This window comes from Elizabethkingia sp. YR214 (assembly GCF_003058195.1).
GTDB lineage: Bacteria > Bacteroidota > Bacteroidia > Flavobacteriales > Weeksellaceae > Elizabethkingia.
In genome coordinates this window covers 182,772-202,603 of sequence record NZ_QBUH01000002.1, presented here as the reverse complement: position 1 = coordinate 202,603, position 19,832 = coordinate 182,772, and the positions used below count along the sequence as shown (strand labels likewise).

The window sequence follows — 19,832 nt, the reverse complement described above, 5'->3', positions numbered from 1 at the left end:
TATCTTTCGCAATGTAAAAGAGCTGCATGCGTTTATTTTTTTGAAACCCGGAAAACCTTGCCAGAGTCCGTTACAGCATAAATTTCACCGTTTAATCCTTGTGCTAAATCCCTGAAACGTTCATTTTTATCTACCAAAAGTCGCTCCTCCCCAACTACTTTATTATTTTTTATGTCTAATCTTACAATATGCTGCCCACTAAGACAACCAATTAATAGGTTATTTTTCCATTCAGATATAACATTTCCGGAATAAAAAATCATTCCACTTGGTGACACCACAGGATCCCAATAATACACCGGCTGTTCCATACCTGCTTTCTGAGTAATTCCTTCTCCTATTGTTTTCCCATCATACTCTATTCCATAAGTAATAATCGGCCAACCATAGTTTTTAGCGGGTTTTATCAAATTAATCTCATCTCCTCCACGTGGACCAAACTCGCCTTCCCACAGATCTCCGGTCTCCGGATGCAAGGCCAATCCTTGTACGTTTCTGTGCCCGTACGAATAAATTTCAGGATGTGTATCCTGCTGACCAATGTATGGATTCCCCGGAGCGGGCTTTCCTTCTTTGGTGATCTTTAGTACTTTTCCCAGCGCTGAATTCAGTTGCTGGGCCTGCGGACGTGTTACCAAATCTGAACGCTCACCTGTGCTTACAAACAAGTTTCCATCTTTATCAAATATAATTCGGCCTCCATAATGCAATATACCATCATAAGCCGGTTCGGCCCGATAAATTACCTGAGCATTTTCAACTACTTTTTCATCATTAGCCAGTCTTCCTTTAGCTACAACCGTTGCATTCTTACCATCTTTTCTCTCAGAAAACACCCAGTAAAGCATTCTGTTCTGATCAAACTCAGGATCAGCAACAATATCAAGTAAACCTCCCTGACCATTAGAGTTAACTTCCGGGAGTCCGGTAATGGGTTGGCTCAGTTTATTATTACGGTCAATAATCCGCAATGTTCCCGTTTTTTCAGTAATTAGTAATCTGCCATCTTTTAGCACAATTATTCCCCAAGGCTTGGATAAGCCTTTTGCAATTTCTTCAACATTAAGAGGTGTAGAGGTGGTTATTCCCTGAATTCTTGTTTGTCCTTCAAAGGCGGGTTTATAATTCGTGTTTGGCGATTCTGTTTCTACACCTTTACCAGGAGCTGCTGTATCGTGCAGCTTCTCCTGACATCCTGCTGTAACAGATAATACTGATGCTAGAATTATTGCTCTCATAATAATATTTTAGGTTTGGGTTTATAAAGATACAAAATAAAAGCCGCTGTAATTTATAGTAAAACCACATAGACCTTTATATCAATACTATAAAAGCTACTTAACTGAAATATTTGAGATGTCGAAGCATAAAAAATGGTCGGAAAAATTTCCGACCATTTTTATTTTTTTAGTATTTCAGTTTCTGATTATTGTTTGTAAGCTACAACATTTCCTTTTTTCAAACTGTATACTTTTTGGTTTTGAGTCAATTCATAATCTCCTCTTTTCCATACAGATTTTTTTCCTACTTTGTTCAGAATAATACCTGATGGGCTTTCCGCAACAAAAACTTCCGCTTTCTTCATATCCTTACTGAAGATTACAGCTGCATTCGTCGTATAAGAAGCTTTAGGATTCTGCTCTTTTAACTGTATTTTCTGTTCGAATGTTCTTACACAGTCATTCATTATGTAAGAAAAGGTATAACCTGCAGATGGTTTACAACCATGAGCATCTTTATCACCTCCCAAAACAGGAGCTCCATCAGTTTTTTGACCAAACGCCAAACCTCCCATTAACAGGGCGCTACAGAATAAAATTGTTTTTTTCATTTTTTAAAAGTTTTAGTATTTCTTGTATAATAATTATTGTGCCAAAATTATATTCAATAAAATATTATTCTTAAACTTTTTCAAAATATCTAAATTACATTGCTTTAGGCTTCCAGTCTTCAAAAAATTTCTTCACCTTGTCCAGACTGTAGCCCTTCCCTTCTTCCAAAACCGAACTGTCCTGAGTATGAATTTGTTTTCCGTCTTTATCTAAAACAATAAATACTGGATATCCATATTTATCACCAGGATTACCATATTTAGCAAAGATCTTTTCATTTTTATTATCTGGAGAATAGTTCAGGTGATAATAGATATAGTTATCATCTACTAGTTTTTTCAATTCAGGTGTTGTCTGCACATAATTATTAAAACGCAGACACCATATACACCAATTACCACCGGCTTGGATCATTATATTTTTATTCTCTTTCTTGGCCTTTGCAGTCAGCTCTGCAATTTTAGCTTCTGCATTTTCTTCCGGATGATATGGTTTTGGCAAAGCATTCTTTTCAGCTATTGCTGCTTTTTTAGCTTCTTCCTTTATCTTCACACTATCTGCCACTGCTGTTTGTGTATTTTTTACTTCAGTAATCTTCGTTTCTTTGCTCTTTTGGCCACAAGCTATAATCGAAACCAGTACCAAAGAAACCCCGAATGTTCTTATCATTTTATTCATATTCCTAATTTGTTACTATACAAAATTATACTTTTCCGAAGATTCCTAAAAGGAAAAATCGTTCCATAACGGAGGTAATGCTTAAATTTGCTGTTTAATTTTATTTTTTTGAACAAATTTCTATTTCAGATCATCTTATTATTCTCGCGATTACCATTGTGGTTTTTGTATGGTCTGTCAGATATATTATATTATGCCAACCGTTATGTTGTAGGCTACAGAAGAAATGTCGTTACTGAAAACCTGAAAAACTCTTTTCCTGAGAAAAGCGATGAAGAAATTGCAAAAATCCGGAGACAGTTTTTCCGTAATTTCTTCGATTATATATTCGAAATGTTGAAAGCTTTTACCATTAGTGAGACAGAATTGAGGGTAAGAATGCAGCATCTCAATCTGGATGTATTTCAGGAAGCTTACGACGAAAAGAAAGATATTATATTTCTTGCCGGACATGTATTCAACTGGGAATGGATCAATGCACTCGCTAAGGCTATTCCTCAGAAATCATGTCACCCTGTATATAGAAAGGTACAGAGTTCATTTTGGGAAGAAAAGATAAAATTTGTAAGAAACCGTTTTGGAAACAAAGCACTGGAAACCAAAGAAGTTATACGCAGCATTTTACAAGATAAGGATAACGGCAGTTCAGCTTACATGTTTGTTGCCGACCAAACTCCACATGTTAAGGAAATACATTACGGGCTTGAATTTCTGAACCAGAAAACACCTGCTTTCATAGGATATGACAAGTTATCTACCAAAAAAGATCTTGCCTTTATTTACTGTGACATGAAAAAGGTGAAAAGAGGGTTCTATCAGGTTAACTACTACAGAATATATCCGGATGGTGAAAAATTTGTACAATATGAGGTTGTAAACAAGTTTCATAAACTGCTGGAAAATACAATAAGAAAAAGACCTGATAACTGGCTTTGGTCACATAGAAGATGGAAATACAAAGATGTGCTGAAATGAAGATTGCTATAGCTATACTAAACTGGAACGGAAAATCTTGGTTAGAAAAATTCTTACCCAATGTTCTTGTAAACTCACAATCTGCAGAGGTATATGTAATAGACAATGCTTCAACAGATGATTCTGTTGCTTATATTTCTAATCATTTTCCGTCTGTGAAAATTGTTATCAATCAACAGAATCATGGATTTGCAGGAGGTTATAATGAAGGTCTAAAACAGATACATGCCGATATATACTGTTTACTAAATTCTGATGTAGAAGTTACCTCAGGATGGTTAGATCCTGTCTCGGCCCTTTTTGAAAAGATTCCGGATATAGCAGCTATTCAGCCTAAAGTATTGGACTATAATAGAAAGAATTTCTTTGAATTTGCTGGTGCCGGCGGCGGAGTGATTGATAACCTAGGTTATCCTTATTGTCGTGGTCGTATCTTCGAGAATATTGAAGAAGACAAAGGGCAATATAATGACGAAACTGAAATTTTCTGGGCTTCCGGATGTTGTCTGTTTATTCGTTCTGAAGATTTTTGGGCACATAATGGCTTCGACTCTCGTTTTTTTGCTCATCAGGAAGAAATAGATCTTTGCTGGAGGTTAAAAAACTCCGGAAGAAAAATTTATTATACCGGAAAATCTACTGTATACCACGTAGGTGGTGGAACTTTACAAAAACAAAATCCCCGTAAAACCTATCTGAATATAAGAAACAACCTGAGCATGATGCTAAAAAACCTGCCTTCAGGTAAGCTATACCTTATATTTATAAGATTATGTCTGGATGGTGTGGCCGGAATTTATTTTATGTTCAAGCATGGTTTTTCTCATACATGGGCTGTTATAAGAGCACACTTTGGTTTTTACGCCCAACTTCCGGGAACTTTAAAACTAAGACAACAAAATCAAATAAAAGACTATTATCAGTCTAAATGGCTAATTTTTAAACATTTTCTGAAAAGAGAATAACTAATTAATTGTTAGTTGTTAATTGTTAATGGCTAGTGGTTAATGTTAACTGATAACCAGCTAACAATACTCTATTTATTTCTAACTTCGTATTTCATATTTTAAAAGATGGACTTTATAGCACTGGACTTTGAAACGGCTACTCATGAACGAAATTCAGCCTGTGAGTTGGGTATATGTATTGTAGAAAACAGTAAAATTCAGTCTACTAAAACATGGCTTATCAAACCGCCAAGCTTTCCGTATTTTAATCAACATAACATTGCTGTCCATGGTATACATCCCGGAGATGTTGCAGATGCACCAACTTTTGAAGAAATTTGGCACGAAGTAGAAGAATTATTATACCATAATCTGATTATTGCACACAATGCTTCTTTTGATGCTGGTGTGCTTCGCGGCTGTCTCGATTATTATGGAATATTCAAACCTAAAGCCAATTATCTGTGCAGTATACAACTCTCTAAAAAAGCATGGCCGGGTCTAAAAAGCTATGGATTAAAAAATCTCGGAAACCAGCATCAACTTGAATTCAATCACCACCGTGCCGGTGATGACGCCGCTGTTTGCGCACAATTATCCCTTCTTGCATTCGAAAGATTGTTCCTCACAGAGAACAAAGAACTGGAACAACTCTTTGCAAAAAATATAAAAATTCTGTAAAATAAAAATTTCACCGACTAAAATTCTGATCATTTTAAAAATTCAGAATTAACAACATTTAATATTAGACTTACTTGAATTATATTCTGACTATTCGTATATTTGCACGCCGAAAAAATAGTTCATGGAATATAAACTAGATGAAATAGATTTAAAAATTGTTAGACTCATGCAGGAAAATGCAAGAATCAACAATGCCGAGTTAGCGCGTATACTGGGTATGGCACCTTCTGCCGTATTGGAGAGAGTGAAAAAATTAGAACAAAAAGAGGTTCTAATTTCTTACCACGCTAAAGTAAACCCAAGTGCTGTTAATCAGAATCTTTTATCATTTGTCTTCATCAAAGCCAATGAGATTATAGGTGATGAGGAAACAGGTAAATTACTGGCTCAGATTCCTGAAGTATTGGAAGTACATGATATTGCCGGAGACGATGGCTATATTATAAAAGTAAGAACTTCTGATACTATAGCTTTGATGAATCTTATGAAAAGATCTTTATCATCTATTCCCGGGATCATTTCCACACGAACTATCATTGTATTACAAACGGTTAAAGAAGACAATCAACTTATTATAACATAAAAAGAGGGAAAAATTATGAAGCAGTCAAAAGCAACGGTTATTGCAGCCTATATTATTGTATACTTTGTATGGGGCTCTACATTCTTTTTTATACATAAAGCATTAAGTGATTTCAGTCCATTTGTACTTGGATCGCTCAGGTTCCTTACGGCCAGCCTTTTACTACTTACCTATTGTAAGATCAAGGGCTATAAATTGTTCAATTTTCAGGTTGTAAAGCAGGCAGCTGTTGTAGGTTTCCTGTTATTATTTCTGGACATGGGAGCTCTGATATGGGCCGAACAGCATGTATCCAGTGGAATTGCAGCGATTATGGCAGCGGCAGCAGCCCTATGGTTTATTATTCTGGATAAAAAACAATGGAAGAGTAATTTCTCCAACAAAAATATTATCTTGGGACTAATCGCTGGTTTCATTGGTGTTGTCATGCTGTTTGCTGAACAAATTAATATTGCAGGAGACGCATCTCAGCGACTTTTAAACCTTGTTTGTATGATTCTTTTGATCCTGGGAGCTATTGCATGGACAGCAGGTTCATTATATTCTAAATACGCTAACAGCAAAAATATAGAGAAAGAAGGCGGCGAAGATCTTCATGTAATGGTAAAAACCTCATGGCAGATGATTACTGCAGGCGTAATGTTTACGCTGGTTGCGATATTCAATGGAGAATACAACGCTTTCCGTCCTCAGGAAATCTCTACATCGGGTTGGATCTCTATTGGCTACCTGATTTTCTTCGGATCAATCATGGCATTTGGAGCTTATATATGGCTTATCCAGTCACGTCCAACAACGGAGGTAAGTACTTATGCTTATGTGAATCCGGTTGTAGCTGTAGCTCTAAGCTACTTCTTTACAGATGATATTATTACAAGCTTACAAATAGGAGGTTTAGTTGTTATTCTGGTAAGCGTCCTGTTAATGAACTGGGATCTTTATAAGAATGCTAAATTCTTCAGAGTAGCACAGATTAGGTGGTATTATATGTGGCGCAGAAGACAAATTGCGGCTTAACCAAAATAACAAATGATGAGAAAAAGAAAACGGAGGCTAAATTTAGTCTCCGTTTTTATTTAGTTATATACGACTTCTGTAATGAGAGAAAACTTGGGTATTTCTACTTCAAAAGTGTCTTTCGAATCGAGGTTCATCAGCAAGTAGTTCCCCTGCATCGCACCGACCCCGGCACGAAGAGACACATTGGAAAAGTAGTTAAACTCTTCTCCCGGATAGATTTCCGGTGTCATACCGATTACACCATCTCCGGAAACTTCTCTAACCCCAAAGCCAACATCATAAATCTGCCACTTCCTTTTCAGGAGTTTTATTGGGACGCTTCCGTTGTTCTTAATAGTGATATGGTACGTGAAGATATAACGTTCCTGTATTGGTGAACTGTTTTTAACATCATAAAATGGTTCAACAATAATCTGAATACTGTGGGTAATTGCTGAGTACATCACTTTTGGTTTTTCTTGTAGTTAATATAACAAAAATCCCGCCTAAAATGATTAAGCGGGAATATTTTTAATAATAATTTAATATTTTAAAGCTCTAAAGCTCTTCTTTCGTCTCCACCCATTAGGAATTCTACAGGGTTGTCAATTGCTTCTTTTACCGCTACCAGGAAGCCTACAGACTCTTTACCATCAATAATTCTGTGGTCATAAGACATTGCCACATACATCATTGGTCTGATCTCTACTTGTTTGTTAACTGCCACAGGGCGCTCGATGATATTATGCATACCTAAGATTGCACTTTGTGGTGGGTTAATAATTGGTGTAGAAAGCATAGAACCAAAAGTACCACCATTAGTAATAGTAAATGTACCTCCAGTCATTTCATCAACAGTAATTTTACCATCTCTTACTTTAATAGCTAAATCCTTAATTCCAGCTTCAACATTTCTGAAAGACATGTTTTCTGCGTTACGAAGAACTGGTACCATTAGACCTTTTGGTCCTGATACAGCGATAGAAATATCACAGAAATCGTAGCTAATCTTCTGATCACCATCGATAGATGCGTTAACATCCGGATACATCTGAAGTGCTCTTACAACTGCTTTAGTGAAGAAAGACATAAATCCTAAACCTATTCCGTGTTTAGCTGCAAATTCTTCTTTGTATTGCTTACGGATTCTGAAGATCTCTGACATATCTACCTCATTGAAAGTAGTAAGCATTGCTGTTTCGTTCTTTACAGAAACTAATCTTGCAGCAATCTTTCTACGAAGCATACTCAATTTAGTAATCTTCATAGCTCTAGATCCGCTTTCGTTAGAACCACCTAATGCAGGTGCTCCTTTAGCCTGAACAGCATCTTCTTTTGTAATTCTTCCTCCAACTCCTGTACCGCTTACCTGAGCAGGCTCAATACCTTTCTCATCAAGGATTTTTTTAGCAGCAGGTGAAGGTGTATTTGTAGCATAAGTAACAGGTGCAGCTTTTGGAGCTTCAGCAACTACTTCTTTTTTAGGTTCTTCTTTTGGAGCCTCAGCTTTAACTTCTTCTTTAGCAGGTGCAGCACCTTCCGGTTTTGCAGCAGCAGTATCGATTAATACAACTACCTGTCCTACTTGTACAGTATCTCCTTCTTCAGCTTTTAATGTGATGATACCACTTGCTTCTGCCGGTAATTCAAGAGTTGCTTTATCTGAATCAACTTCGGCAATAGCCTGATCTTTTTCTACGTAGTCACCATCCTTTACCAACCACGTTGCGATTTCTACTTCGGTTATAGATTCCCCTGGCGAAGGGACTTTCATTTCTAATATTGACATAGGAATAATTTTTTTTGTTGTGCAGTTCTTCTATACTGCTTTTGTAGTTAGTTTATTATTAAGCTGTTACTGGTCTTTTTGCAGGAGTTCCTTCACACTGGAATACCTGATTGATAATTGCATTCTGGTTGATCTCGAATTTCTTATGAGATCCTGGCGCAGGTGCTCCACTTGCTACCGGAGAAATTACCTGAGGATTTCTGTCTCTTAGGTTTCTTAGTATATAGCTCCATGCTCCCATGTTTTCAGGCTCTTCCTGTGCCCAGATGAATTCTTTAGCATTAGAATACTTTTCGAATATAGTATCCAGCTGATCCATTTGAAGAGGATATAACTGCTCTAGTCTTACCAAAGCTACTTTCTCATCATTTAGTTCTTCTTTTTTAGCTAATAGTTCATAATACAATTTACCTGAACATAATACTAATCTTTCTACTTTATCAGCCTTAGCAGTAGCATCATCTATTATCGGCTGGAATGCTCCGTTTGCCAATTCTTCAACTTTAGAAACAGCTCTTGGATGACGCAATAATGATTTTGGAGTCATTACTACTAATGGCTTTCTGAAATCAGCTTTCATTTGTCTTCTCAACAAGTGGAAGTAGTTAGCTGGTGTTGTAGCGTTAGCTACAATAATATTTTGGTTTGCACAAAGTGTAAGGAAACGCTCTAATCTTGCAGAAGAGTGTTCAGCACCCTGTCCTTCAGAACCATGAGGCAATAACATTACCAATCCGTTTTGCAGTTTCCATTTTTCCTCAGCAGCTACAAGATACTGGTCGATAATAATCTGTGCTCCGTTAGCAAAATCACCAAACTGAGCTTCCCAGATTGTAAGGGTATCCGGAGACACCATTGCATATCCATAATCGAATCCTAAAACTGCATACTCAGAAAGCAATGAGTTATAGATTTGGAACTGGTTATCTTTAGTAGTAACAGATTTTAATGGTACATATTCTTCTTCTGTATCTTCAGTTTTTACAACTGCATGACGGTGAGAAAAAGTACCTCTTTCTACATCTTCGCCTGATATTCTGATACCAAATTCTTCACTTAGTAATGTAGCATAAGCTAAAAGCTCTCCCATTGCCCAGTCAAGGTTATCGTTCTCAACCATATTAAGTCTTTGATCGAATAATCTTGTGATTTTTTTGATAAATTTCTTATCTGTAGGCAGTGTAGAAATCTGTCTTGCTAAATCTTTAAGTTTATCTAAAGGGAATTTAGTATCTACAGGATTAAGAACTGATCCTCTGGATCCAAACGGGAATTTCTGCCAATCGTCTGCCATGAAGATATCCATGGTATTCTTCTTAATTTCTTTAGATTCGTCGAAGTTTTCATCCAATAGTTTTTTGAATTCAACTTCCATTTGCTTCATCACTTCGTCAGAAACAATACCTTCCTTAATCAGTTTATCTTTATAAATCTCTCTAGGGTTAGGATGCTTCGCAATAATGTTGTATAATTTAGGCTGTGTAAACTTAGGTTCATCACCTTCGTTGTGGCCATATTTTCTGTATCCTAAAAGGTCAATATAAACATCTTTACCAAATCTGTTACGGAAGTCCGCAGCAAAATGCATTGCGTGAACAACTGCTTCTACATCGTCTGCATTAATATGCATTACCGGAGAATCAGTTACTTTCGCTACATCTGTACAGTAAGTAGATGAACGTGCATCTAAATAGTTGGTTGTAAATCCTACCTGGTTATTTGTAACGATGTGGATTGTACCACCTGTTTTATATCCGTCCAACGTCATCATCTGTGCGATTTCATATACAATTCCCTGTCCGGCAATTGCAGCGTCACCATGGATAACGATTGGTAAAATCTTATTATAATCTCCGTTGTAGCTGTTGTCTACTTTAGCACGGCTGATACCTTCTACTAATGAAGCAACTGTTTCCAGGTGAGACGGGTTCGGTGTAAGATTAATTTTTACAGTTTCTCCGGCAGTTGTCTGAATAACTTTAGATGCTCCTAAGTGATATTTAACATCACCAGAGAATACATCTTCTTCAAATTCTTTACCTTCGAATTCACTGAAAATTTGCTTGTAAGGCTTTTGGAAAATGTTTGTCAGTACATTTAGTCTTCCTCTGTGCGCCATACCCAATACTACTTCATCAACACCTAATTGTGAAGACTTAGTAATAACCTGATCCAACGCAGGGATTAAAGATTCCAAACCTTCTAATGAAAAACGCTTCTGTCCTACGAATTTTGTATGCAGGTAGTTTTCAAAAGCTACTGCCTGATTAAGTCTCTGTAAAACATGTTTTTTCTCTTCAGGAGAAAGTTTTGCGTGGTTTTCGTTTGCCTGAAGCCACTGACGAATGAAATCTCTTTCTTCAACATTTTTAATATACATATATTCTACTCCGATAGAATCGCAGTAGATATTCTGAAGATGTCTTATGATTTCACTAAGCGTTGCAGGTCCCGGCATTCCAGTTTCTGTAGCGCTGTTGAATTTTCTATTTAAATCAGCAGAAATAAGTCCAAAATTTTCAATATCCAAGGTTGGCTCGAAGTGTCTTCTCTCTCTAACCGGATTGGTTTTAGTGAAAAGGTGACCACGAACACGGTATGCCTCGATAAGATTAATTACTTTGAATTCTCTGCGAATGTCTTCGGAAATTTCTGAAATATTGACATTGCTGTTCTCTGCCTGTGATGCAAAAGATTTAATTTCTTGTACTGCTTCTTCATCACTGTAGTTTTCCAAAGCGAAATCAAACCCCTGAAAAAAAGCTTTCCATGATGGTTCGAGACTGTCAGGATATTTCAAATACTGCTGGTACATATCCTCTATGAACTGAGAATGTACCGCATTTAAGAATGAAAATCTGTCCATTATTACCTTCTATCTATTAAAATTTTATATAATTCAACAAAACTACAAATAATAGCCAATCTGCCCAAGGATTTGATAAAATATAACCGATTGATTTTGTATATCCGTCAATTTAATAAATCTGAAGAGCTATTTTCAGGATTACGTCCTGATTTTCTATAGGGGGCTCCACAAATACCTCAGTGAGCTCACCTACAGACATTTCTCTTCTCTTGGCTTCTGCAACTAAATTGGCTATTGTCTTCTTCCTACCCTCATAACTCCCCTTATAATAGGCAACGAGGGTCTTCGAAGCTTTAACGTCACGGAAGTTAAAATTATTATCGGTGACATCAAATTTCTTACTAACCGTAGCTCCATAGAAATACGAAATCTCTTTATCATTGACATTATTGGAGCGCATTACCAGCTGTGGTTCTCCAAACTCATCGTTTTTCTTCCCAAGATCTTTCGTCATAAAACTATAGAGTTTATTATAATTCATCACTACAGAATTAAAGAAATCTCCCTTTTTACGGTTAGATGCACTTACATTTAACCCTAAAAGAATGGCCTCTTCATGATTTTCCTCTACAATAGTATCATACTTTATTGTATTAAGCTTGGCTTCACGATCTACTTTATTACCTAAATGATTAGCCAATGCTACAATACTCTTATCTATACCTGAAACGAAATTCTCTTCGTAAATTAAATTAAGGGAACGCTTTAAAAATGGTCTGGCCGGTGTCCGCACATACCAGGTAACCTCGGTTTTTTCTGCACCAAGCTTTCTGAAACTAACATCTATAAGATAAGGATTGCTATCGCTATTTTTGAACAACTGATATTTAATTCCTCTATTCGGTATTACATAACGGATAAACACATCACCATTCTCAGCAGAATCTTTTTTATTTACAAAATGCATGGAGCTTCCAACTCCATCATATGGTGTATAATAAGAAAATCCTAAATGATCATTTTCCTGTACAAATTCATTCCATTGCGAGAAATTATACAGATTATTAAACTGAGTGAAAACTTTTTCCAATGGAAAATTGATTTCCTTTTTTACAGAAAAACTTTTTGTTTTCTCCACGAATATCATGGAAACCACATATATACCAAATATTAGCACCAGAAAAGTAATAATTAACTTAACCCACTTCATTCACTAAAATTAAGCAACAAAGATAATACTCTTCCTCATATTGGCCTATTGTATTATGGTTCCGTTAGGAATTATAGCTTCTTTTTTTATCACAATAATACCATCACGTACAGAATAAGATTCATAATCGGCATCCGGCATATGTTTTCCGCCAATAATCCGGACATTATTCCCGATCATACAGTTTTTATCTATAATGGCATTTTCAATATAACAATTCTCTCCGACACCAAAAAGAGGAACCAAATCATTGATCTCATCGTTTTGATAGAAGTCGGCTCCCATCATATAAGTATTTTTAATAACACTTCCTCTGCCTATTCTTGCACGGTTACCAATAACACATTTTTCCAGACGATCTCCCATAATAATTGCTCCGTCTCCTACTACTACTTTTTCCATATAGCTTCCATTGATCTTGGTCGGCGGCAGCATTCTGGATCTCGTAAAGATTGGTGAAGAACTGAACATGTTGAACTGAGGCAAATCCTGTGTAAGATCCATATTGGCTTCGAAGAAAGATTCTATAGTACCAATGTCCGTCCAGTATCCGTTATACTGATAACTTAGCGTATTATAATTGCCAATTGATGCAGGTATAACTTCTTTACCAAAGTCATCCCCTTTATTTTCATCAAATATTTTGGTTAAAATGCTTTTTGTAAAAATATATATCCCCATAGAAGCAAGATAATTCTTCCCCTGTGCTTTACTAACCTCATCAACATCCGAACTCCATTGTGGCAGTATATCTTTACCCGGTTTTTCGATAAAAGCGGTAATATTATTTTGTTCATCGGATTTCAGAATCCCAAATCCGGGAGCATCTTTCTCATTAACAGGGATTGTTGCTATCGTTATATCACCATTATTTTCAATATGGAAATTCAGCATTTCTCTGAAATCCATTTGGTATAGCTGATCTCCGGAAAGGATAAGTATATAATCGTAATCATACTTGCGTAAATGCGGCATAGACTGCCTTACTGCATCCGCAGTTCCCTGAAACCATTTATCATTATCCACACTCTGCTCTGCAGCAATAATATCCACAAAACCACGGCTAAAAACATCAAAGTTATATGTGTTTTTAATATGCTGATTGAGAGATGCTGAGTTAAACTGGGTTAAAACCATGATCTGATTGAATCCGGAGTTAACACAGTTGGAGATCGGAATATCAACCAGTCTGTATTTTCCTGCAATCGGCACAGCCGGTTTAGACCTTTGATCTGTTAAAGGAAATAATCTGGAGCCCCTTCCTCCGCCTAAAACAATTGAGATTACTTTTTTTCCCATGGTTAATATTTTATTTATTTAGTGTGTTTAAAATAGGTATATTTTTTATTATGTTGTATATAAATTTAAATATTTTTCTGCTGATTTTTCCCACGAAAAATCAATCTTCATCATTTTCTTCTGATAGTCTTTCATATCTGAAGGAAGGTTATAGTATAAATATAGCGATCTGTTAATTGCATGAAGCATATCTTCCATATTGAAATTGCGGAAAGTTATACCATATCCATTATCACCAATATCCTTTACCGTATCTTTTAATCCACCCGTCAGCCTTACAATAGGCATTGTTCCATAGCGCATGGAATACATCTGATTAAGCCCGCAAGGCTCTACTCTGGAAGGCATTAGCAAGAAATCTGCAGAAGAATAAATCTGATGGGATAATTGTTCTTTATATCCTAAATCTACAGCCAAATTCACATAAAATACATTTTTCAGGTACCTGAATTTCTCTTCCAGTCCTTTATCTCCGGAACCTAAAACAATAAAATTAAGCTTCCCTTCATTCTCCCATATACATCTGCTGATTAAATCCGGAAGTACATCTGCACCTTTCTCTTTTGCAAATCTCCCGATGAATGCATAGAGTGGAAGTTCTGGATTCAGCTCATAGGTTTCGCAAAGCTTTCTTTTATTCTGCTCTCTTTTCTTTGCAAAAGTTTTTAATGTATAATTATTATCCATCATAGGATCAGATTTCGGATCCCATACTTCTGTATCAATACCATTTATAATTCCATATGCTTTGGCTCTTTCCTGTCGGATCAGCTCCTCCAACCCAGCAGCCTCTTCAAGCAGTTCTTCCAGATAACCTTCGGAAACAGCATTAAAAGCATCCGCATTTTTAATCATTACAGCAAGGGGATTGATGCATTTATTCCAGTCCAACAGCCCCCATTTCCATTGATCAAACTCCGGAAAGAAACGAGCCATTTCCCAAGACATTTGCCCCTGATATTGTCCGTTATGTATTGTACCGATAGTTTTCACTCCTTTAAGAAAAGAATATTCGTGACAATATTCCGTAAAAAATGGGATCAGCCCGGCATGGTAATCATGACAATGTAAGATATCCGGTCTGCGTTGCTGCCAACATAACCATTGTAATACAGCCCTTTGAAAAGCAATAAACTGCATACTTTCATCTTTGTAGCCATATACCTCATCCCGATCTGTTAACCCGTGTATTTTTACCAGATAAAGTTCAAATCCTAAAGTATCACTTTCTTCTTGTAGTATTTCAAAGTAAAAAGGATGTCCGTCCAGATATACTGTATTTTCAAAAATAATTTCAAATTTATTCTGGTGTACAAATGGTTTGTTATACCACGGCATCACAACTTTAGCCTTTGCACCCATTATATTCTGATATTTGGGTAAAGCGCCGACAACATCTGCCAGTCCACCAACTTTGGCTACCGGATAACACTCCATACTAATGTGATAAATATCTAACTGATCGTACATAATGGTTATTGTATTTTTCTTCTGAATATTAATCCGCATAATGGTGGCAAATCTATATCTGCCGAATAGTCTTTACCATAATGCGGTATATTTTTAGTTTTAAAATTCTTTATGGTATTCCCACTACCCCAGTATTCTCTATCATCAGAATTAACGAGAGACTCCCAATATGACATTTCCGGCAAAGCTATCCTGAAATTTTTATAAGGAACTGAGGACAGATTTAGAATAACCAATATCTGATTTTCTTTGCTTTTGCCTTTTCTAAGATATACATATACGGAGTTTTTACTATCATCTGCATGCAGCCACTCCATGCCTGCGCTTTCATAACTCTGTTCGTATAACGCTTTTTCTTCTCTGTATACTTTATTGAGCTTGGTCACAAAATCTTTCATCTTGCGGTGAGCTTCGTACTCCAGCAGATGCCAGTCCAGAGATGCATTGAAATCCCATTCTGAGGTCTGAGCAAATTCATCACCCATAAAAAGTAATTTTGCTCCGGGATGGGTATACATCCATAGATATAAAGCTCTCAGATTGGCATACTTCTGCCATTCATCACCAAACATCTTATACAGCATCGGAGATTTACCATGTACAACTTCATCATGTGAAAGCGGAAGTACATATTTTTCGTCGAATGCATAAGATATACTAAAGGTTATATCATGATGTGATTTATGCCTTACCAGAAAATCCTGTTTAAAGTACCTTAAGGTATCGTGCATCCATCCCATCATCCATTTCATTCCAAAACCTACTCCACCATCTTTTACAGCATGTGTGAGCTTTGGAAAAGAAGTAGATTCCTCCGCAATGGTTTTAGTATTTGGATAATGCTTATTTACAGCGGTATTAAATTCTCTAAGAAACTCCAAAGCTTCCAGATTGATATTGCCTCCATCTTTATTGGCTACCCATTCACCATCTTTTCTGGCATAGTCCAGATACAGCATGGATGTTACTGCATCTACACGCAAAGCATCAATATGGAACCGTTCCAGCCAGAAAAATGCGTTACTTATCAGGAAGGATTTTACTTCGTTTCTGCCGTAATTAAAAATTCGGGTGTTCCATTCCGGATGGTATCCTTGTCTTTCATCTTCATGTTCATATAAAAAGCTACCATCAAAGCGGTATAAGCCATGTGCATCTGAAGGGAAATGAGCCGGAACCCAATCCATAATAACACCTATATTATTGCTATGAAGCTCCTCAATAAGGAACATTAGATCCTGTGGGCTTCCTAACCGACTATCTACAGCATAGTATCCGGTAACCTGGTATCCCCATGATGGTTCATAAGGATATGATGTAACCGGCATAAACTCTACATGGGTAAAACCTGTTTCTTTTATATACGCTACCAAGTCTAGTGCTATGCTTCTGAAATTTACGTTTCCGTTCCGGTCTTTTCTCCAGGAAGGAAGATGCACTTCATAAATTGACATTGGAGCCTGAAAGGAGTTTTTGTGATGCTGTTCACCCATCCAAATTTTATCTTTCCATTCGTACCAGGTTGTAGCAATTACAGAAGCTGTTTGTGGTGGTATTTCGGCAATATTGCCAAATGGGTCTGCTTTCAGAAAAACATCGCCATTATGGGTTTCTATTTCATATTTATAAATATTGCCTAAGCCTACATTAGGAATGAAACCTTCCCATATTCCGGAATTATCCCATCTGTATTTCAGTTCATGAATTACTCCCTTCCAGCTATTGAAATCACCAACAACCGAAACCTTTTTTGCATTTGGCGCCCATACAGCAAAATAAACACCTTTATAACCATTAGTTTCCACCAAATGTGCCCCCATCTTTTCGTAAAGACGGTAGTGTTTCCCTTTTCTAAACAGATCAATATCATAATCTGTAAATAAAGAAAACGACAATGTAGGCGGAGTAGACATCATACGGTGTATTATCCTTCCAATTTACAATCTTTCTTTGATATGAAGTACAATTTTAATAAATAATAACGAAGGATTTTCTTTACTTAACATAGTCAACAAAATGTAGACCTAATAAATCTATAATCTTTATACACCACCTTTTTTAAGGGAGTTTTCCTTTTGTCCCACTATTAGTACAACTGCATTATATTAAAAGAGAATTATTCTTAATAAAATCAGTATATTTGGAGTTATTCAGAATAAAAAAAACTAAATACTAAATGGATAGAAGAGATTTTATTAAAAATGCATCATTGGCTGGTATCGGTTTATTAACACCTAGAACAGTGCTTGCAGCTGACTTTTTTTATGATTTTCCTGTAGTGAGAACTCCACAAGCTAGCAGAAAGTTTACAAGCCCTACAATAGAAAAAGCTATTGATACTTTTGGTAAAAAGGTGAAAAATAAAGAGCTCGCATGGATGTTCAACAATTGTTTCCCTAATACATTAGATACAACAGTATTCCCTTATCAGGAAAACGGACAAAACCTTACTTACGTTATTACCGGAGATATCGATGCAATGTGGCTTCGTGATAGCAGTGCGCAGGTATGGCCATATCTGAAGCTGATGAAAGGTGATAAAAAACTTCAGGAACTTATACAGGGACTTATCCGTAAACAAAGTAAGTGCATTAATATAGATCCATATGCTAATGCCTTTTATAATGATCCAACTAAAAAAGGAGAATGGTTTAGCGATCATACCGATATGAAGCCCGGTATCCACGAGCGTAAGTGGGAAATAGATTCTCTTTGTTATCCGATAAGGCTATCTTACCATTACTGGAAAATATCCGGCGATACTACTCCATTTAATGATGAATGGGTACAGGCACAAAAAAATATTTATAAAACATTTACAGAGCAACAACGTAAAAACGATCTTGGTCCATATAAATTCATGAGAACTACACCAAGAGGATCCGATACTTTGCAGGTTGACGGCTATGGATATCCTGTAAAGCCGGTAGGACTTATCTGCTCCAGCTTCCGTCCGTCTGATGACTCTACGATTTTCTCATTCCTTATTCCTGCAAACCTTTTTGCTGTAGTAAGTCTTAGACATTCTGCTGAAATTCTGAGAGAAGTAAAGAAAGAGAATGATCTGGCTCAGAAATTTTTAGCTTTAGCGGATGAAGTGGAACAGGCTGTTAAAGAGCACGGAATCGTAAGTCACCCTAAATTCGGCAAAGTCTACGCTTATGAAGTAGATGGCTTCGGAAGTTATTTGATGATGGATGATGCCAATGTACCAAGTTTACTGGCTCTTCCATATCTTGAAGCTGTAGATGTAAACGATGAAGTCTACCAAAGAACCAGAAAGTATATTCTTTCCGCTGACAACCCATTCTTCTTTAAAGGTAAAGCCGGAGAAGGCATTGGCGGACCACACATTGGACGTGATTATATATGGCCAATTGCTATTACAATGAGAGGATTGACTTCCAATAATGATGCAGAGATCAGAGAATGTGTTCAGATGCTTGTAAAAACGCATGGCGGAACAGGATTTATGCATGAATCTTTCCATAAAGATGATCCGACAAACTTCACCCGTAAATGGTTTGCCTGGGCAAATACATTGTTTGGCGAATTCATCTGGAAAACCTATAATGAAAAGCCTCATTTATTAGGTTAATTGTATCTCTATAAACTATTCAATATACAAACATCATAGGTTTCTGAAGTCTATGATGTTTTTTTATAATTATAGCTCTATCAATATTTCTCTAATTAAAAGTTTCCTTTTTTAAATTTGCATTATGCAATTCCTTCCGGATCAATATCTACGACCTTTTATCCGACACTATCTCTTTCTGGAGAGTAAAGAACAATTAACAGGAATACTGCGTTTGTTTACCGACGGCAGTACAGGAATTGTATTTTCACTTCAGGGAAGTTTAGCTACTGATCTCAATAGTAAATCTCAGCTTCCATCTTCTTTTTTATACGGTCAGATTAGTGACTTCCGGGATTTGTATACCAACTCCGGATTTTCTTTTATTATTGTTGTATTTAGTCCTTTAGGCATGAAACAGCTTACAGGTATTCCGGCGTATGAAATGAAAAACCAAATTACAGATGCAAGTCATATTTTTCCAGACATAGACTTTCTTACAGAAACACTATCCGAATGTAAAAGTCATGAAAAACAAATACAACTTCTGAATTTATTTTTCCTGAAAACTTATACAACCGGCATAACAAAGGATATTAGTATACCCATAAGTCTTATGGATATTCTGTATAAAGAAAAAGGTTCTGGAACGATTAGTAATCTTGTAAAACGCTCCGGTTATTCGGAACGGCATATTGAAAGAATATTCAAAGAGTATATAGGTATATCTCCCAAAGCTTTTTCTAATATTATACGATTACACCGCTTTCTGAAACTCCTAAGCCATCCCGACGCTTCTTCATCTCTGACTTCATTAGGTTATAGTGCTCATTATTCCGATCAATCGCATTTGATTCGAGAATTTAAAAAGCATACCGGGATAACTCCCAAACAATATGCAGATAAAACTCAAAAGCTCGCCACCAATTTTCTGAACATCATGAAGCCATAATGTCGGTTTTGTACAATTTCTGAACTTT

The 19,832-nt window shown here is 36.5% G+C and carries 17 protein-coding genes; 7 read left to right on the top strand and 10 right to left on the bottom strand.

Going from position 1 to position 19,832, the window contains the following annotated elements:
* Positions 1 to 32 precede the first annotated feature (32 nt).
* The 3 genes from C8J95_RS04065 to C8J95_RS04055 form a co-directional block, all read right to left on the bottom strand.
* The gene (locus C8J95_RS04065) at positions 33 to 1,238 is read right to left on the bottom strand and encodes a PQQ-dependent sugar dehydrogenase (RefSeq protein ID WP_107808865.1); all 1,206 of its coding nucleotides are present in this window, start codon (positions 1,236 to 1,238) and stop codon (positions 33 to 35) included.
* 188 nt (positions 1,239 to 1,426) lie between these two features.
* Positions 1,427 to 1,831 (bottom strand): hypothetical protein, encoded by a 405-nt coding sequence (locus C8J95_RS04060; protein WP_107808864.1) that lies wholly within the window; start codon positions 1,829 to 1,831, stop codon positions 1,427 to 1,429.
* A gap of 94 nt (positions 1,832 to 1,925) precedes the next feature.
* The gene (locus C8J95_RS04055) at positions 1,926 to 2,510 is read right to left on the bottom strand and encodes a thioredoxin family protein (RefSeq protein WP_107808863.1); all 585 of its coding nucleotides are present in this window, start codon (positions 2,508 to 2,510) and stop codon (positions 1,926 to 1,928) included.
* A gap of 90 nt (positions 2,511 to 2,600) precedes the next feature.
* On the opposite strand from C8J95_RS04055, the gene C8J95_RS04050 reads away from it, so the two are divergent.
* The 5 genes from C8J95_RS04050 (at position 2,601) to C8J95_RS04030 (ending at position 6,716) form a co-directional block, all read left to right on the top strand.
* A complete protein-coding gene (locus tag C8J95_RS04050) occupies positions 2,601 to 3,485 on the top strand; it encodes a lysophospholipid acyltransferase family protein (RefSeq protein ID WP_107809023.1) in 885 nt (294 codons plus the stop codon).
* Complete coding sequence (locus tag C8J95_RS04045; protein ID WP_107809022.1) at positions 3,482 to 4,450, top strand: glycosyltransferase family 2 protein; 969 nt, start codon at positions 3,482 to 3,484, stop codon at positions 4,448 to 4,450. Before C8J95_RS04050 ends, C8J95_RS04045 begins: the two co-directional genes overlap by 4 nt.
* A gap of 108 nt (positions 4,451 to 4,558) precedes the next feature.
* On the top strand, positions 4,559 to 5,113 hold the full coding sequence (locus tag C8J95_RS04040; RefSeq protein ID WP_107808862.1) for a 3'-5' exonuclease: 555 nt from the start codon (positions 4,559 to 4,561) through the stop codon (positions 5,111 to 5,113).
* Between the two features lie 124 nt (positions 5,114 to 5,237).
* On the top strand, positions 5,238 to 5,699 hold the full coding sequence (locus C8J95_RS04035) for an Lrp/AsnC family transcriptional regulator (protein ID WP_016198798.1): 462 nt from the start codon (positions 5,238 to 5,240) through the stop codon (positions 5,697 to 5,699).
* A gap of 15 nt (positions 5,700 to 5,714) precedes the next feature.
* The gene (locus C8J95_RS04030; RefSeq protein WP_107808861.1) at positions 5,715 to 6,716 is read left to right on the top strand and encodes an EamA family transporter; all 1,002 of its coding nucleotides are present in this window, start codon (positions 5,715 to 5,717) and stop codon (positions 6,714 to 6,716) included.
* 59 nt (positions 6,717 to 6,775) lie between these two features.
* Here the strand turns inward: C8J95_RS04030 and apaG are convergent, their stop codons facing one another.
* From apaG to glgB, 7 genes are all read right to left on the bottom strand, one after another.
* Positions 6,776 to 7,162 carry a Co2+/Mg2+ efflux protein ApaG gene (gene apaG, locus C8J95_RS04025; RefSeq protein WP_107808860.1) on the bottom strand — a complete coding sequence of 129 codons (387 nt, stop codon included), beginning with the start codon at positions 7,160 to 7,162 and terminating at the stop codon, positions 6,776 to 6,778.
* Between the two features lie 86 nt (positions 7,163 to 7,248).
* Positions 7,249 to 8,487, bottom strand: a complete 1,239-nt coding sequence (gene odhB / locus C8J95_RS04020) for a 2-oxoglutarate dehydrogenase complex dihydrolipoyllysine-residue succinyltransferase (protein ID WP_107808859.1) — start codon at positions 8,485 to 8,487, stop codon at positions 7,249 to 7,251.
* Positions 8,488 to 8,545: 58 nt separating this feature from the next.
* Positions 8,546 to 11,353 (bottom strand): 2-oxoglutarate dehydrogenase E1 component, encoded by a 2,808-nt coding sequence (locus tag C8J95_RS04015; protein WP_107808858.1) that lies wholly within the window; start codon positions 11,351 to 11,353, stop codon positions 8,546 to 8,548.
* A gap of 112 nt (positions 11,354 to 11,465) precedes the next feature.
* Positions 11,466 to 12,506, bottom strand: coding sequence for a polyketide cyclase (locus tag C8J95_RS04010; protein WP_107808857.1), 1,041 nt, complete (start codon positions 12,504 to 12,506; stop codon positions 11,466 to 11,468).
* A 45-nt stretch (positions 12,507 to 12,551) separates the two neighbouring features.
* Positions 12,552 to 13,805 carry a glucose-1-phosphate adenylyltransferase gene (locus tag C8J95_RS04005; RefSeq protein ID WP_107808856.1) on the bottom strand — a complete coding sequence of 418 codons (1,254 nt, stop codon included), beginning with the start codon at positions 13,803 to 13,805 and terminating at the stop codon, positions 12,552 to 12,554.
* Positions 13,806 to 13,853: 48 nt separating this feature from the next.
* Positions 13,854 to 15,314 carry a glycogen synthase gene (locus C8J95_RS04000; protein WP_107808855.1) on the bottom strand — a complete coding sequence of 487 codons (1,461 nt, stop codon included), beginning with the start codon at positions 15,312 to 15,314 and terminating at the stop codon, positions 13,854 to 13,856.
* Entirely contained in the window at positions 15,281 to 17,188 is a 1,908-nt protein-coding gene (glgB, locus tag C8J95_RS03995; protein ID WP_107808854.1) for a 1,4-alpha-glucan branching protein GlgB, read from the bottom strand. Before glgB ends, C8J95_RS04000 begins: the two co-directional genes overlap by 34 nt.
* A gap of 263 nt (positions 17,189 to 17,451) precedes the next feature.
* On the opposite strand from glgB, the gene C8J95_RS03990 reads away from it, so the two are divergent.
* Positions 17,452 to 18,873, top strand: coding sequence for a glycoside hydrolase family 125 protein (locus C8J95_RS03990; protein ID WP_107808853.1), 1,422 nt, complete (start codon positions 17,452 to 17,454; stop codon positions 18,871 to 18,873).
* A 124-nt stretch (positions 18,874 to 18,997) separates the two neighbouring features.
* Positions 18,998 to 19,804 carry a helix-turn-helix transcriptional regulator gene (locus C8J95_RS03985; RefSeq protein WP_107808852.1) on the top strand — a complete coding sequence of 269 codons (807 nt, stop codon included), beginning with the start codon at positions 18,998 to 19,000 and terminating at the stop codon, positions 19,802 to 19,804.
* The last annotated feature ends 28 nt before the right edge of the window (positions 19,805 to 19,832 follow it).